Source organism: Xanthobacter aminoxidans (assembly GCF_023571765.1).
In the GTDB taxonomy this organism is placed as follows: Bacteria; Pseudomonadota; Alphaproteobacteria; order Rhizobiales; family Xanthobacteraceae; genus Xanthobacter; species Xanthobacter aminoxidans.
In genome coordinates, this window is sequence record NZ_JAMJXC010000023.1 from 61635 (window position 1) to 77220 (window position 15586).

General features: G+C 65.2%; 12 protein-coding genes and 1 tRNA gene. All 13 read right to left on the minus strand.

The annotated features are described in order from the left end of the window. Positions 1–7 precede the first annotated feature (7 nt). Positions 8–886 carry a hypothetical protein gene (locus EJ105_RS24240; RefSeq protein ID WP_250168341.1) on the minus strand — a complete coding sequence of 293 codons (879 nt, stop codon included), beginning with the start codon at positions 884–886 and terminating at the stop codon, positions 8–10. After that, a complete protein-coding gene (locus EJ105_RS24245) occupies positions 883–1542 on the minus strand; it encodes a hypothetical protein (RefSeq protein ID WP_250168342.1) in 660 nt (219 codons plus the stop codon). The genes EJ105_RS24240 and EJ105_RS24245 overlap by 4 nt, the downstream gene beginning before the upstream one ends. A 193-nt stretch (positions 1543–1735) precedes the next feature. Next, positions 1736–5920: a DNA-directed RNA polymerase subunit beta' gene (gene rpoC, locus EJ105_RS24250; protein WP_250168343.1), complete on the minus strand. Its 4185-nt coding sequence runs from the start codon at positions 5918–5920 to the stop codon at positions 1736–1738. 102 nt (positions 5921–6022) lie between these two features. Next, positions 6023–10099, minus strand: a complete 4077-nt coding sequence (gene rpoB, locus EJ105_RS24255; protein ID WP_029557791.1) for a DNA-directed RNA polymerase subunit beta — start codon at positions 10097–10099, stop codon at positions 6023–6025. 274 nt (positions 10100–10373) lie between these two features. Beyond that, positions 10374–10748 (minus strand): 50S ribosomal protein L7/L12, encoded by a 375-nt coding sequence (gene rplL / locus EJ105_RS24260; RefSeq protein ID WP_029557790.1) that lies wholly within the window; start codon positions 10746–10748, stop codon positions 10374–10376. Positions 10749–10816: 68 nt separating this feature from the next. Then, complete coding sequence (gene rplJ, locus EJ105_RS24265; protein WP_024279833.1) at positions 10817–11335, minus strand: 50S ribosomal protein L10; 519 nt, start codon at positions 11333–11335, stop codon at positions 10817–10819. A 735-nt stretch (positions 11336–12070) separates the two neighbouring features. After that, positions 12071–12769: a 50S ribosomal protein L1 gene (gene rplA / locus EJ105_RS24270; protein WP_024279834.1), complete on the minus strand. Its 699-nt coding sequence runs from the start codon at positions 12767–12769 to the stop codon at positions 12071–12073. A 5-nt stretch (positions 12770–12774) separates the two neighbouring features. Further along, entirely contained in the window at positions 12775–13224 is a 450-nt protein-coding gene (gene rplK / locus EJ105_RS24275; protein WP_024279835.1) for a 50S ribosomal protein L11, read from the minus strand. 178 nt (positions 13225–13402) lie between these two features. Then, a complete protein-coding gene (nusG, locus tag EJ105_RS24280; protein ID WP_250168344.1) occupies positions 13403–13933 on the minus strand; it encodes a transcription termination/antitermination protein NusG in 531 nt (176 codons plus the stop codon). A gap of 14 nt (positions 13934–13947) precedes the next feature. Next, positions 13948–14145 (minus strand): preprotein translocase subunit SecE, encoded by a 198-nt coding sequence (gene secE / locus EJ105_RS24285; RefSeq protein ID WP_029557788.1) that lies wholly within the window; start codon positions 14143–14145, stop codon positions 13948–13950. Between the two features lie 277 nt (positions 14146–14422). Then, a tRNA-Trp gene (locus tag EJ105_RS24290) sits at positions 14423–14499 on the minus strand. Between the two features lie 176 nt (positions 14500–14675). Beyond that, the gene (locus EJ105_RS24295) at positions 14676–15218 is read right to left on the minus strand and encodes an AAA family ATPase (protein WP_250168345.1); all 543 of its coding nucleotides are present in this window, start codon (positions 15216–15218) and stop codon (positions 14676–14678) included. Between the two features lie 243 nt (positions 15219–15461). Next, positions 15462–15586: EF-Tu C-terminal domain-related protein (locus tag EJ105_RS24300; RefSeq protein WP_488657465.1), on the minus strand; the 125-nt coding region annotated here is incomplete at its 5' end.

Consider the following 15586-nt stretch of genomic DNA (forward strand, 5'->3'; position numbering starts at 1 on the left):
TATCGTGCTAGATCACGAATGGCCGTAGGTTCCTCCATGCGAGCCCGAGCCTGATTTCATCGTCCGACCATTGCGCATAGGCAAGCCTTGACAGCCACTCCATCCGATCCGGAAAGATCGGGTGGTTCACGTGCCGGATCGAATGACGTGACACCTCCCAGGCGAAGTTGAAGCGGCTGAGCGTCAAGCTGGGCACGCCGGCAAGCACGGCGTCGATGGCTGATCCGCTGGAATAGGAGATCCAATGCCCCGCCCGCTGCAGATCGACATCGAGCGATTCCGACGATATCTCCACGCCGCACACAGCCTGCATGCTGTTCACGGCGCCCGGATCACCAAGGGGATGTGGCCGAAACACGACGTTGGCGTATCCGGCCGACTTCAAATGCCGCACAACGTGGACGGCCCATTCATCAATATCGATACCGTCCAGCGAATAATCATCGGCCACCTGTCCCGCAACCACGAGGGCTTCCCCGTCTGTGCGCCACGGCGCGACGGACAACCCAAGTGTCTCGAACCGGTCCGGCGGACAGGAGGCTGGACCGAAACGCCCCCCGCGATGCACATGGTCGAAGCCGAGGCGACTGCGCCACAATGGGCACTGGCGAAACAAAGGGGTTTCCAGGATGAGCAGATTGGGGCCGTGCAAATTGCGCACGTAGCGTGCCGCGCCGGTCGTAGGCGCATCGTTTTTGCGCGGCGAGAAGATGATGACTGCGACGTCGCATGGCTCATAATCCGCATGGGAGATAGCAACATCATCCCCCAGGATCTTGAGGCCGGGCAGCAGCACATTGGCGACGGTTTGCTTTTCGCCATCCGTCCTCGCCGTCTGCCAGAAAATTCGGATCGACAGCGGCTTGTCCTGCGCCGGATACGTCATTGGCTTAGTCCCCAGGTCCACGTAGCGGATCGATTGGCGCGCAATATAGGGAACGCCTTCACCCGATGCGCGGCCGCCAACTGATAATTTGGCCTAAAAAGCGATACCTGCCCTCCACCACATGCCGAGAAAAAGAAAAAAGGCCGCCCGGACAGGCTGTGTGGAAACAGAGAGAGGCTCCGGCATTTGCCGGGGCCTTTTTTTCGTTTCAGGCTCCGGCCCTTCGGATGTTTGTTGCGCGCAGGACGTTGTAGGCGAGGACCGAGAGGGCCATCTCGGTGCGGGTGCCCTTGAGGTTTCGGGTGAGGAAGCGTCCGCCGGCGGTCATTCTCTTGAGGGTGCCGAAGGGATGTTCGACGGCGCCGCGCCCGCATCCTCTGCGGGGTGGCGCGCGCATCCATGCGGGCGATGGCGTCCTCGTCCAGATGGCGGGTGACGATGCGACGCGCGGCCGTGGTGCAGCCCGGCTTCAGCGCGCAGCCGGCGCAGTCCGGGGACGCGTAGACGATGGCGCGCTCCTTGCGGTTCAGTTGCTTGCGCACGAGCCTGCGGCCGGCCGGGCAGGCGAGGCTGTCGCTTGCGGCGTCGTAGGCGAAGGCGGCGCGGTCGAACAGCGTGCCATCGCCGTGATTGTTGACGGCGCGCTGGGTCGGCACGCAGGCGATGATGCCGTCGCGCTCGCAGGCGGTGGCATGGGCGCCGTTGTCGAAGCCCTTGCCCCCGATCCGTGCCGATGACGTAGATCATGAAAATAGCCGCTCCGTTCCCGAGGCGGCTATCTTATCAATCAAGGGATTTCCACACAGCCTGCGGAGGCGGCCTTTGCGTTTCTGCGCGCGGGTGGCGCGCTCACTCCGCCGCGTCGGCGGGGCCTTCCACGAGGGACTGGCCTTCGCCCTGCTCGTCGCGGGTCGCGACGATGAGGTCGTCGCGATTGGTCGCGATGGTGCGCAGGCGAGACATCTGGGCGCCCGTGCCGGCCGGGATCAGGCGACCGACGATGACGTTCTCCTTGAGGCCTTCCAGCGGGTCGATCTTTCCGTTGACCGCAGCTTCCGTGAGGACGCGGGTGGTCTCCTGGAAGGAGGCCGCCGAGAAGAAGGAGCGCGTCTGCAACGACGCCTTGGTGATGCCCAGGAGCACGGGATGACCGGTGGCGGGCTTCTTGCCCTCCTCGACGGCCTTCTCGTTCGCTTCGAGGAACTCGAGGCGGTCGACCTGCTCGTTGTCGAGGAAGTCGGTCTCGCCCGAGTCGTCGATCTCCACCTTCTGGAGCATGTTCCGGACAATCACCTCGATGTGCTTGTCGTTGATGTGCACGCCCTGGAGCCGGTAGACCTCCTGGATCTCGTTCACGAGGAAGGCCGCAAGCTCTTCCACGCCCTTGATCGCCAGGATGTCGTGCGGCGCCGGGTTGCCGTCGACGATGAAGTCGCCCTTCTCCACCACGTCGCCGTCCTGGAGATGGATGTGCTTGCCCTTCGGGATCAGGTACTCGACCGGATCCCCGCCGTCGGTCGGCTCGATGGAGAGCCGGCGCTTGTTCTTGTAGTCACGGCCGAACCGGATGGAGCCCGAGATCTCCGCGATGATGGCCGCATCCTTCGGACGACGCGCCTCGAACAGCTCCGCCACGCGCGGCAGACCGCCCGTGATGTCGCGCGTCTTGGCGCTCTCCATGGGCACGCGGGCCACCGCGTCGCCGGCCTTGAGGGTCTGGTTGGGGTCCACCGAAATGATGGCCTCCACCGGCAGCGCGTAGCGGGCGTCGCCGCCGCGCGGCAGCTTGATGATCTTGCCGTCCTTGCCCTTGATGAGGATGGCCGGGCGCAGCTCCGGTCCACGGCCGGACCGCGAATCCGTCACCACGCGCTTGGCGATGCCGGTCGACTCGTCGACCTGCTCGTTCATCGAGGAGCCTTCCATCAGGTCCTCGAAGGCCACCGTGCCGTCCACCTCGGAGAGGATGGGGCGGGTGTAGGGATCCCACTCGGCAATGCGCTGGCCGCGCTTGATGGTGTCGCCCTCGTCCACCTTGAGGCGGGCGCCGTACTGCACGCGGTTGACCGCGCGCTCGGTGCCGTCATGGTCGACGATGACCACCGCCAGGTTGCGGGCCATCACCACCAGGTCGCCGTCCGAATTCCGCGCCACGTTGCGATTGCGGATGCGGACGGTGCCCTCGAAGTTGCTTTCCACGAAGGACGAGTCGGCGAGGGTCGCCGCGCCGCCGATGTGGAAGGTGCGCATGGTGAGCTGGGTGCCCGGCTCGCCGATGGACTGGGCGGCGATGACGCCCACCGCTTCACCCATGTTGACAGGCGTGCCGCGGGCGAGGTCGCGCCCGTAGCAGGTGCCGCACACGCCGTTGCGGGTCTCGCAGGTCAGCACCGACCGGATCTTGATTTCCTGGATGCCCGACTTGTTGATCCGCTCGACGTGCGGCTCCTCAATCATCTGGCCCTTGGGCACGATGACGTCGCCGGTCGCCGGCTCCACGATGTCTTCCGCCGCGGTGCGGCCGAGGACGCGCGAGGCGAGCGAGGCCACGATCTGGCCCGCGTCGATGATGGCGCGCATGTGGATTCCCTTCTCCGAGCCGCAATCGCGCTCGGTGATGATGGAATCCTGCGCCACGTCGACGAGACGACGGGTGAGGTAGCCCGAGTTCGCCGTCTTCAGAGCGGTGTCGGCAAGGCCCTTACGCGCGCCGTGGGTGGAGTTGAAGTACTCCATCACGGTCAGGCCTTCCTTGAAGTTCGAGATGATCGGGCTCTCGATGATCTCGCCCGACGGCTTAGCCATGAGGCCACGCATGCCGGCGAGCTGCTTCATCTGAGCGGGCGACCCACGCGCTCCGGAGTGGCTCATCATGTAGATCGAGTTGATCTGCTTCTCGCGGCCGGTCTTCGGGTCCTTCTTGACCGAAGAGATTTCCTTCATCATCTCCTCGGCGACGCGATCGGAGCACTTGCCCCAGGCGTCAACGACCTTGTTGTACTTCTCGCCCTGGGTGATCAGGCCGTCGTTGTACTGCTGCTCGTATTCCTTGGTGAGGGCGCGGGTCTCCTCGACCAGCTCCCACTTCTTCTTCGGCACCACCATGTCGTCCTTGCCGAACGAGATGCCGGCGCGGAACGCGTTGTAGAAGCCGAGCGCCATGATGCGGTCGCAGAAGATCACGCTCTCCTTCTGACCGCAGTGCCGGTACACGGCATCGATCATGTTGGAGATTTCCTTCTTCGTCATCAGCTTGTTGACGACGTCGTAGGAGAGCTTCGGGTCCTTGGGCAGCAGCTCGCCGATCTTCATGCGGCCGGGGGTGGTCTCATAGATCTTGGAATACTGCTTGCCGTCCGGGCCGATGCCGATGTAGCGGCCCTTGATCTTGGTGGCGAGGGTGATCGCCTTGGCGTTCAGGGCGTGGTCGATCTCCGCCATGTTGGCGAACATCATGCCCTCGCCGGGCTCCTTCTCCTTCATAATGGAGAGGTAGTAGAGGCCCAGAACGATGTCCTGCGACGGCACGATGATGGGCTGGCCGTTCGCCGGGTGCAGGATGTTGTTGGTGGACATCATCAGCACGCGCGCTTCCAGCTGGGCTTCCAGCGAGAGCGGGACGTGCACGGCCATCTGGTCGCCGTCGAAGTCGGCGTTGAACGCCGAGCAGACGAGCGGGTGCAGCTGGATGGCCTTGCCCTCGATGAGCACCGGCTCGAACGCCTGGATGCCGAGGCGGTGGAGCGTCGGCGCGCGGTTCAGCATCACCGGGTGCTCGCGGATCACCTCGTCGAGGATGTCCCAAACCTCGGGACGCTCCTTCTCCACCAGCTTCTTCGCCTGCTTGACGGTCGCCGAATGGCCCTTCGCGTCGAGGCGCGAATAGATGAAGGGCTTGAACAGCTCCAGCGCCATCTTCTTCGGCAGGCCGCACTGGTGCAGTTTCAGCTCCGGACCCACCACGATGACCGAGCGGCCGGAATAGTCCACGCGCTTTCCGAGCAGGTTCTGGCGGAACCGGCCCTGCTTGCCCTTCAGCATGTCGGCGAGCGACTTCAGCGGACGCTTGTTGGCGCCGGTGATGACGCGGCCGCGGCGGCCGTTGTCAAACAGCGCGTCAACCGCCTCCTGAAGCATGCGCTTCTCGTTGCGGATGATGATATCCGGCGCGCGCAGCTCGATCAGCCGCTTCAGGCGGTTGTTGCGGTTGATGACGCGGCGGTACAGGTCGTTCAGGTCGGAGGTCGCGAACCGGCCGCCGTCCAGGGGGACGAGCGGGCGCAGGTCCGGCGGGATCACCGGCACGTGGGTGAGGATCATCCACTCCGGCTTGTTGCCGGAGAGCTGGAAGGCCTCGACGATCTTCAGGCGCTTGGCGAGCTTCTTGGGCTTCAGCTCGGTGGTTGCCTCGGCGATCTCCTGGCGCAGGTCCGCGGCGATCTTCTCGAGGTCCATGGAGCGCAGCAGCTCACGGATCGCCTCGGCGCCGATCATGGCGGTGAAGCTCGAATCGCCGAACTCGTCCTGGGCGCGCAGGTAGTCGTCCTCGGAGAGGAGCTGACGGTACTTGAGCTTGGTGATGCCCGGCTCGATGACGACGAAATACTCGAAGTACAGGATGCGCTCGAGGTCCTTGAGCGTCATGTCGAGCAGCAGGCCGATGCGGCTCGGCAGCGACTTCAGGAACCAGATGTGCGCCACCGGCGCGGCGAGCTCGATGTGGCCCATGCGCTCGCGCCGCACGCGCGACAGGGTGACCTCGACGCCGCACTTTTCGCAGATGATGCCCTTGTACTTCATCCGCTTGTACTTGCCGCACAAGCACTCGTAGTCCTTGATGGGACCGAAGATGCGCGCGCAGAACAGGCCGTCACGCTCGGGCTTGAACGTGCGATAATTGATGGTTTCCGGCTTCTTGATCTCGCCGTAGGACCAAGACTTGATCTTCTCCGGGCTCGCGATCGAGATGCGGATCTGATTGAAGCTCGGGGCCGGAACGGTCGGATTGAAGACGTTCAGGATTTCCTGATTCATGAGCTGGCTCCCAAACGAAGTGGGCCTTTAACTTGAGGCCCGGCCGGCAGAAGCGCCGGTCGGGCAATCCGCTTTGCGCGGGGTGACGGGCTCAGACGCCCGTCAGGTGTTCTCGAGATCGACGTTGAGGCCGAGCGAGCGCATTTCCTTCACGAGCACGTTGAAGCTCTCGGGAATGCCGCTCTCGAACGTGTCCTCGCCGCGCACGATGGCCTCGTAGACCTTGGTGCGGCCGGCCACGTCGTCCGACTTCACGGTGAGCATCTCCTGCAGCGTGTAGGCGGCGCCGTAGGCTTCGAGCGCCCACACCTCCATTTCGCCGAAGCGCTGGCCGCCGAACTGCGCCTTGCCGCCCAGCGGCTGCTGGGTGACGAGCGAGTAGGGACCGATCGACCGGGCGTGGATCTTGTCGTCGACCAGGTGATGCAGCTTCAGCATGTAGATGTAGCCGACCGTCACCTTACGATCGAACGGCTCGCCGGTGCGCCCGTCGAACAGCGTGGACTGGCCCGAACGGTCGAGACCCGCCCGCTCCAGCTCCTGCTCGATGTCCGCCTCGTGGGCGCCGTCGAAGACCGGGGTGGCCATCGGCACGCCCTTGCGCAGGTTCTCGCCGAGCTCGGGCAGCTCGCTGTCCTTGATCTGCTCGATCTCTTCCTTGCCGTAGATGATCTCGAGCCGGTCACGCAGGGGCTTCAGGTCCTGCTTGGCGTAATAGGCTTCCGCCGCAGCGGCCACCTGCCGGCCGAGGCCAGCGCAGGCCCAGCCGAGATGCGTCTCGAGGATCTGCCCGACGTTCATGCGCGAAGGCACGCCCAGCGGGTTCAGCACGATGTCGACGTTGGTGCCGTCCTCGAGGAACGGCATGTCCTCCACGGGCACGATGCGCGAGACCACGCCCTTGTTGCCGTGGCGGCCGGCCATCTTGTCGCCGGGCTGGATCTTGCGCTTCACCGCGACGAAGACCTTGACCATCTTCATCACGCCGGGGGGCAGCTCGTCGCCGCGCTGCAGCTTCTCGACCTTGTCGAGGAAGCGCTGCTCGAGCCGCTTCTTTGAGTCGTCGTACTGGGCGCGGATCGCCTCCAGCTCGGCCATGATGGCGTCGTCGGCGACGGCGAACAGCCACCACTGCGAGCGGGGATACTCGCCGAGGGTCTCGCGGGTGACGGCGGTTTCCTTCTTGAAGCCCTTCGGCCCCGCGATGGCGACCTTGCCGTCCAGGATCTCGGTCAGGCGGCCGTAGACGTTGCGATCGAGGATCGCCTGCTCGTCGTCACGGTCCTTGGCGAGACGCTCGATCTCCTCGCGTTCGATGGCGAGCGCGCGCTCGTCCTTGTCGACGCCGTGGCGGTTGAACACGCGCACCTCGACGATGGTGCCCGTGGTGCCGGGCGGCAGGCGCAGGGAGGTGTCGCGCACGTCGGCGGCCTTCTCGCCGAAGATGGCGCGAAGGAGCTTCTCCTCCGGCGTCATCGGGCTCTCGCCCTTCGGCGTGATCTTGCCGACGAGGATGTCGCCCGCGCGGACTTCGGCACCGATATAGACGATGCCGGCCTCGTCGAGATTCTTCAGCGCCTCTTCCGAGACGTTGGGAATGTCGCGGGTGATTTCCTCAGGCCCGAGCTTGGTGTCGCGGGCCATGCACTCGAATTCCTCGATGTGGATCGAGGTGAACACGTCTTCCTTGACGATGTTCTCCGAGAGGAGGATCGAGTCCTCGAAGTTGTAGCCGTTCCACGGCATGAAGGCGACGAGCACGTTGCGGCCGAGCGCGAGCTCGCCCAGCTCCGTGGACGGGCCATCGGCGATGATGTCGCCCTTGCGCACCTGATCGCCCACGCGGACCAGCGGGCGCTGGTTGATGCAGGTGGACTGGTTGGAGCGCTGGAACTTCATCAGCCGGTAGATGTCGACGCCCGACTTGGAGGGGTCGGCCTCTTCCGTGGCCCGGATGACGATACGGGTGGCGTCCACCTGATCGATCACGCCGGTGCGGCGGGCGGCAATGGCGGCGCCGGAGTCACGCGCAACCACGGCCTCCATGCCGGTGCCGACCAGCGGCGCCTGCGAGCGCACCAGCGGAACCGCCTGACGCTGCATGTTGGAGCCCATGAGCGCGCGGTTGGCGTCGTCGTTCTCAAGGAACGGGATCAGCGCCGCGGCCACCGAAACGAGCTGCTTCGGCGACACGTCCATGAAGTCCACGCGGTCGGGGCTCACGAGGAGCACGTCACCCGCATGGCGGCAGACGATGAGGTCTTCCTCGAAGCGGCCGTCCTTGTCGAGCGGGATGTTGGCCTGCGCGACGTAGTACTTCCCCTCCTCCATGGCGGAGAGATAGACCACCTCGTCGGTGACCTTCGACTCCACCACGCGGCGGTAGGGCGCCTCGATGAAGCCGTACTTGTTCACGCGGGCAAAGGTCGCCAGCGAGTTGATGAGGCCGATGTTCGGGCCTTCCGGCGTCTCGATGGGGCAGATGCGGCCGTAGTGCGTCGGGTGCACGTCGCGCACCTCGAAGCCGGCGCGCTCGCGGGTCAGACCGCCCGGGCCGAGCGCCGAGAGACGCCGCTTGTGCGTGATCTCGGAGAGCGGGTTGGTCTGGTCCATGAACTGCGACAGCTGCGAGGAGCCGAAGAACTCGCGCACCGCAGCCGCCACCGGCTTCGCGTTGATGAGGTCCTGCGGCATCACGGTGTCGATGTCGACGGACGACATGCGCTCCTTGATGGCGCGCTCCATGCGCAGCAGGCCGACGCGGTACTGGTTCTCCATGAGCTCGCCGACCGAGCGGACGCGGCGATTGCCCAGGTGGTCGATGTCGTCGATCTCGCCCTTGCCGTCGCGCAGCTCCACCAGCGTCTTGATGACGGAGAGGATGTCGTCGCGACGCAGCACCCGCACGGTATCGGGGCAGTCGAGGTCGAGGCGCATGTTCATCTTCACGCGGCCGACCGCGGAGAGGTCGTAGCGCTCGGGATCGAAGAACAGCGAGTGGAACATCGCCTGCGCCGAATCGAGCGTCGGCGGCTCGCCCGGGCGCATCACGCGATAGATGTCGAAGAGCGCGTCCTCGCGGGTCACGTTCTTGTCGGCCGCCAGCGTGTTGCGGATGTAGGCGCCGGTGTTGACGTGGTCGATGTCGAGGATCGGAATCTCGTTGTAGCCGGCTTCCTCGAGCAGCTTCAGCGTCTTCTCGGTGATCTCGTCGCCGGCCTCGGCGTGGATTTCGCCGGACGCGAGGTCCACGAGGTCCTCGGCGATGTACTGGCCGACCATCTCCTCGTCGGAGATGCGCAGGGCCTTGAGACCCTTCTCGGCGAGCTGGCGGGCGGCGCGCACGGTCAGCTTCTTGCCGGCCTCGAGCACGACCTCGCCGGTGTCGGCGTCGATCAGGTCGGCGACGGCCTTGTAGCCCTTCATCCGCTTGGGATCGAACGGCATGCGCCAGCCGCCCTTCGCGCGCTCGTAGGGCACCTTCTCGTAGAAGGTCGAGAGGATTTCCTCGTTGTCGAGGCCCAGCGCGTACAGCAGGCTCGTCACCGGAATCTTGCGGCGACGGTCGATGCGCGCATAGACGATGTCCTTGGCGTCGAACTCGATGTCGAGCCAGGACCCGCGATAGGGAATGATCCGCGCCGCGAACAGGAGCTTGCCCGAAGAATGGGTCTTGCCCTTGTCGTGGTCGAAGAAGACGCCCGGCGAACGGTGCATCTGGGAGACGATGACGCGCTCGGTCCCGTTGACGATGAACGTGCCGTTCATGGTCATCAGCGGAATGTCGCCGGTGTAGACGTCCTGCTCCTTGATGTCCTTCACGGACTTGGCGCCGGTGTCCGGGTCCACATCGAACACGATGAGGCGGAGCGTCACCTTGAGCGGGGCAGCGAACGTCATGCCGCGCTGGCGGCACTCGTCCACGTCATACTTCGGCGGCTCGAACTCGTAGCGCACGAACTCCAGCATGGCCGCGCCGGAGAAGTCGGAGATGGGGAATACCGACTTGAACACCGCCTGCAGGCCGTCGTCGTCGCGTCCGCCCTTGGGCTCCTCGATCTGGAGGAACTGGTCGTAAGATGCCTTCTGAACCTCGATGAGGTTCGGCATCTCGGCCACTTCCTTGATCTTGCCGAAGAACTTGCGGATCCGCTTACGACCGGTGAACGTTTGCGCCATCTCGATCCTCGTCCGTCCTGGTCTCTCGGGCCGGCCCCTGTCCTCCCGAAGGAGGCGGGCTCGCCGCGCCGGCACCGGAACCTCTGTCAGCCATCGTGCCTTCAAGGGTTGGGGGCGAAACGCCATCCCCTTTCAGCACCATGACGGCTCTCCCGGCAGCCCCCGAACCTCGTCCGGATCGGCTGCCGGGAGAACCGTCTCTCTCCCTGTCCGGCCTTCCGGCCGGCTATGGAACGGGTCCCGGCACGAGGCCGGGACCCGAAACGTCAAAGGCTCACTTGAGCTCGACCTTGGCGCCAGCCTTCTCGAGCTGGGCCTTGAGCTTCTCGGCCTCGTCCTTGGCCACGCCTTCCTTGACGGGCTTCGGAGCGCCTTCCACCAGGTCCTTGGCTTCCTTGAGGCCGAGGCCGGTGATGGCGCGCACTTCCTTGATGACTTCGATCTTCTTGTCGCCGGCGGCGGCAAGCATCACGGTGAACTCGGTCTGCTCTTCCACCGCGGCGGCGGCAGCGCCGGCCGGGGCAGCGGCCACGGCCACGGCGGCGGCGGCGGAAACGCCCCACTTCTCCTCGAGGAGCTTCGCCAGCTCGGCGGCCTCGAGCACGGTGAGGGAGGACAGCTCGTCGACGAGCTTGGTCAGGTCAGCCATGGGATATTCCTTAAGATAGGTTCGGATTTTGGAATTGCGAGATCAGGCCGCCAATGGCGGCCGCGGCCTCACGCTGCTTCGTCCTGCTTGGCATAGGCCCCGAACACGCGGGCGAGCTTGGCCGCCGGTGCCGTGGTGAGCTGCGCGATCTTGGTCGCCGGGGCCTGAATGAGGCCGACGAGCTTGGCACGCAGTTCGTCCAGGGACGGGAGTGTGGCAAGCGCCTTCACACCGTCCACGTTAAGGGCCGTCTTGCCCATCGCGCCGCCGAGGATAACGAACTTGTCGTTGGCCTTGGCGAACTCGACGGCAACCTTCGGCGCCGCCACCGGATCATCCGAATAGGCGATCACGGTGGGTCCCTTCAGCAGGGACGCCACATGGGCGACGTCGGAGCCTTCCAGAGCGATTTTGGCGAGGCGGTTCTTGGCCACCTTCACGGTCGCACCCTCGGCCTTCATCTGTCGACGGAGCTTCGACATCTGGGCCACGGTGAGGCCGGAATAGTGGGCGACCACGACGACGGACGTGCTCTTGAACACATCCGTGAGCGTCGTGACGAGCTCTTGTTTTTCCGCTCGATCCACGTCTGGCTCTCTTTAAGCCTTGGCAGCACCATCCACCTCCCGAAGGAGGCATCCGGTCCCGCCGGTTGCGCCTTGCCGCGTCCTGCGGCCAACCTGTCTGACGACATGGAAGGCCGCGATCCGCGACGCTCACATGCCCTGTCCCCTATTGCCCGGGCACGGAAAACCGTGTCGCGAAGCGCAAGGCGCTGGTTCCGAACCGATCTTCATCTCCGCCGGCGCAGGCCGTTCGGAGGGCAAATTCCGGTCTTCCCCGTCTATGCTGGCTCCCCATTAACCGCCCGTTAGGGCGGATGTCGGGAATTAAGCCTTGATCCTCGGCCCGATTGAGCGAACATCCCGTGCGGGGCGCATCTCTATCAGGCCTCCATCGAGGCACCGGCAGTCTCGGACAGGACTTTGCCTGCTGGTTCGCCCGAAGGCTCCAAGGAGCCACCCGAACGCCTGACAGACGACAAGGCCGGGCGGGCGAACCCTCCCAGCCCTTCCACCCGGTCAAGGGCGAAAGCCACAATACCTGATCCGGGCGGCACGCCACCCGGAAACAGCCCATATAAAGGCTGGCGCCAGCCTTGTCACGTCCCGATCATCGTCCTTGCGCACTTTTTGCATACGGCAACCGCCGGCCTGCCATGCGCCTGCGGAAGGACCACGCGAACCTCGCCAAAACGTGACATCCAAACGAAAAGGCCGGACCCACCGGCCCGGCCTTTCCAGAAGCTTGATCTCGACCGATCAGGCGGTGAGCACGGTGGAGGGCTCCACCTTGATGCCCGGGCCCATGGTGGAGGAAACCGCCACGCGCTGCAGGTAGGTGCCCTTGGCGCCGGCCGGCTTGGCCTTCACCACCGCGTCCACGAAGGCGCGGATGTTCTCGGCCAGCTTGTCGGCCGGGAAGGAAGCCTTGCCGATGCCGCCGTGGATGATGCCGGCCTTCTCGACGCGGAACTCCACCGCGCCGCCCTTGGCGGCGGCGACGGCGCCCTTCACGTCCATGGTCACGGTGCCGACCTTCGGGTTCGGCATCAGGCCGCGCGGGCCGAGCACCTTGCCGAGACGGCCGACGAGCGGCATCAGGTCCGGGGTCGCGATGCAGCGATCGAACTCGATGGTGCCGCCCTGGATGGTCTCGAGAAGGTCCTCGGCGCCCACGATGTCGGCGCCCGCTGCCTTGGCCTCGTCGGCCTTGGCGCCACGGGCGAACACCGCCACGCGCACGGTACGGCCGGAGCCGTTCGGCAGGTTGCACACGCCACGAACCATCTGGTCGGCATGGCGGGGATCAACGCCCAGATTCAGCGCGACCTCGATGGTCTCGTCGAACTTGGCGGTGGTGCGCTCCTTGAGGAGCTTGAGGGCGTCGTCGAGGCCGTACAGCTTGTTACGGTCGATGCCCTCGTTGATGGCGCGGATGCGCTTGCCTTCCTTCGCCATGGCGCTCACCCCTGAACCTGCAGACCCATGGAACGGGCCGAACCTTCGATCATCTGGACGGCGGCCTCAACGGTGTCGCAGTTCAGATCCTTCATCTTCTTCTCGGCGATCTCCGCGAGCTGGGCGCGCGTGACCTTGCCGACGAAGGTGCCCTTGCCGGGCGTCTTCGAGCCCGAGCCGGGCTTCTTCTTCGTCTCGAGGCCAGCGGCCTTCTTGAGGAAGTAGGAGACCGGGGGGGTCTTCAGCTCGAAGGTGAAGGAGCGGTCCTGATAGGCCGTGATCACCACCGGGATCGGCATGCCCTTTTCGAGCTGCGCGGTCTGGGCGTTGAACGCCTTGCAGAATTCCATGATGTTCAGGCCGCGCTGACCGAGCGCGGGACCAATCGGCGGGGCCGGATTGGCGCTGCCGGCAGGCACCTGCAGCTTGACGTAACCGGTAATTTTCTTCGCCATTTCAACAACTCCCAAAAATCGCCGCCGTCCGGTGAGGGAGCGGCGGGCGGGATTGCGTGGTGCGGGTCAAAAGGGCGCTTGGCGAGACGCCCCCTCCCCTCCCACGCCGGCACACTGCCCTTTAAGCAATGCGCCAGACTTCGGACCATTGCCCCGAGGGGGCGACGGCCCGCTCCGGTCAGACCTTCTCGACCTGACCGAATTCGAGTTCCACCGGCGTCGCGCGGCCGAAGATGGACACAGCCACCTTCAGGCGCGAGCGGCTGTCGTCGACCTCTTCCACGACGCCGTTGAAGGACGCGAACGGGCCGTCCGACACCTTCACCGTCTCGCCGACCTCATAAGAAATCGACGGCTTCGGACGCTCGATGCCCTCCTGCACCTGCTGCAGGATGCGCATGGCCTCCGATTCGGAGATCGGCATGGGCTTGTTGTCGGCGCCCAGGAAGCCGGTGACCTTCGGCGTGTTCTTGATGAGATGGAAGGCCTCGTCGGTGAGGTCCATCTTCACCAGCACGTAGCCGGGGAAAAACTTGCGTTCGGTGTCTACCTTCCGGCCGCGGCGCACCTCGACCACCTTCTCGGTGGGCACGAGGATCTGCTCGAACAGATCGGTCAGGCCGCGCTGGTCAGCCTGCTCGCGGATCGAGTCGGCCACCTTCTTCTCGAAGTTGGAATATGCGTGAACGATGTACCAGCGCTTCGCCATGTGGGCCTCCCGCCTCAGTGCCCGAGGGTCAGCAGCGTGGAGACGCCGAACCGGATGATCTGGTCGGAGACGAGGAAGAAGATGGACGCCAAGAAGACCATCACGAACACCATGGCGGTGGTGATCAGCGTCTCGCGGCGGGTGGGCCAGGTGACCTTGGCCGTTTCCGCGCGGACCTGCTGATAGAACTCCATCGGGCCGTTCTTCGCCATGGCGTCTCGCCGTCCGTTCCTGTTGCCGCCCGTTCCCGCGCCGCCGGTTGCCACGCACCGGACCTTCCGATGACGCGAATGCGGCACATGCCGCTCAAATCTTCTTCCCGCCGGCTTCGGCTCTCGCGAGACGCTGCTGCGGGCTTGCCTTCGACGGGGCCGGATCGTGCCCTCATATGGGCTGTCCGAAACGCGCCTTCAAGCCGTGCCATTCCGGCGTCGTCGTCTCGCCTGACCTGCCGTCCTGCGGTTGCCCAAGTTCTGGGCTGGCCGAAGATGGCAGGAGTGGAGGGACTCGAACCCCCAACCCCCGGTTTTGGAGACCGGTGCTCTAACCAGTTGAGCTACACTCCTAAGGTCCGCGCCCCGAAGCCTGGCAGAATCAGCTTTTCAGCGATCAGCTTGCCTCGAGGGTAGACTCCGCCGCGCCGGGAAGTGACCCAGCGCATCGGCCGGCTGTGTTTAGTGGGATGCCGCGCGGCTGTAAAGGGGGACCGGGGGGCGATCCGGCCTGTCCACCGCAAAGGCGGCTAGAGATGATGGAGGACGAAGGCCGCTCGTCCCATAACGTCGGTCCGTGGCAGGTCCACCGTTTCGTAGCCGAGGCCGCGATAGGTGTCGACCATGACCGCATGGGTGCGCACGGCTTCGTCCCAATCCTGCCGGCGCTCGGCATCGTTTGCGTAGATCTCGCGCCATGGCGGGGCGACGAACACGAGGGGGTCGTATCTGAACACCGCGCAAGCCCGGCTGATGTGCCGGGGAATCGGCAGGCCACATAGCGAAAGGTATTTAGCCACGTCTGGAATGCCGCGGTCGAAGAAGACCGGGCTGACCCGCCCTGTCTGCTCCTCGTAGGATCGCAGGTCCCAGGCGAGCATCGCCTCCGCGAACGCAGCCCGGTCCTGCCACGGGAGGGCTGGGCCATCAATGGCCATCTGCTGGCGGATGACAGCCCGGCCCGCCTCCGGCGCGATGGCGTGCCCGGCGGTTGCAAGAGCATCCAACAGGGTGCTCTTGCCCGAACCCGGACCGCCCGTGAGCACGATCAAGCGTGTAGAGCCGCGCGCCATGGCCGCCTGCCTCTGCATTATCGAGTTTTGGGGATGCACCCGGACGCGCTGCGTGTGGCCGCGTCAAAAGGGGAGCCCAAGCAGGATGCCCGGCGCGAACCGGGAGCGCAAGCCACCGGGACAGTGGGAGACAGCATCTGTCTGCGGGGGGCGCGGGGTTAGGGATAGGCCAAAAGAAAAAGGCGGCGCCCGAAGGCGCCGCCCTGTTCCGTCACGCTGCGGACGCGAGGTTCGAAAGCGCGATCACTCGATGATGGCAGCGACGACGCCGGCGCCGACGGTGCGGCCACCTTCACGGATGGCGAAGCGCAGCTTCTCCTCCATGGCGATCGGAACGATCAGGTGCACGTCCATCGACACGTTGTCGC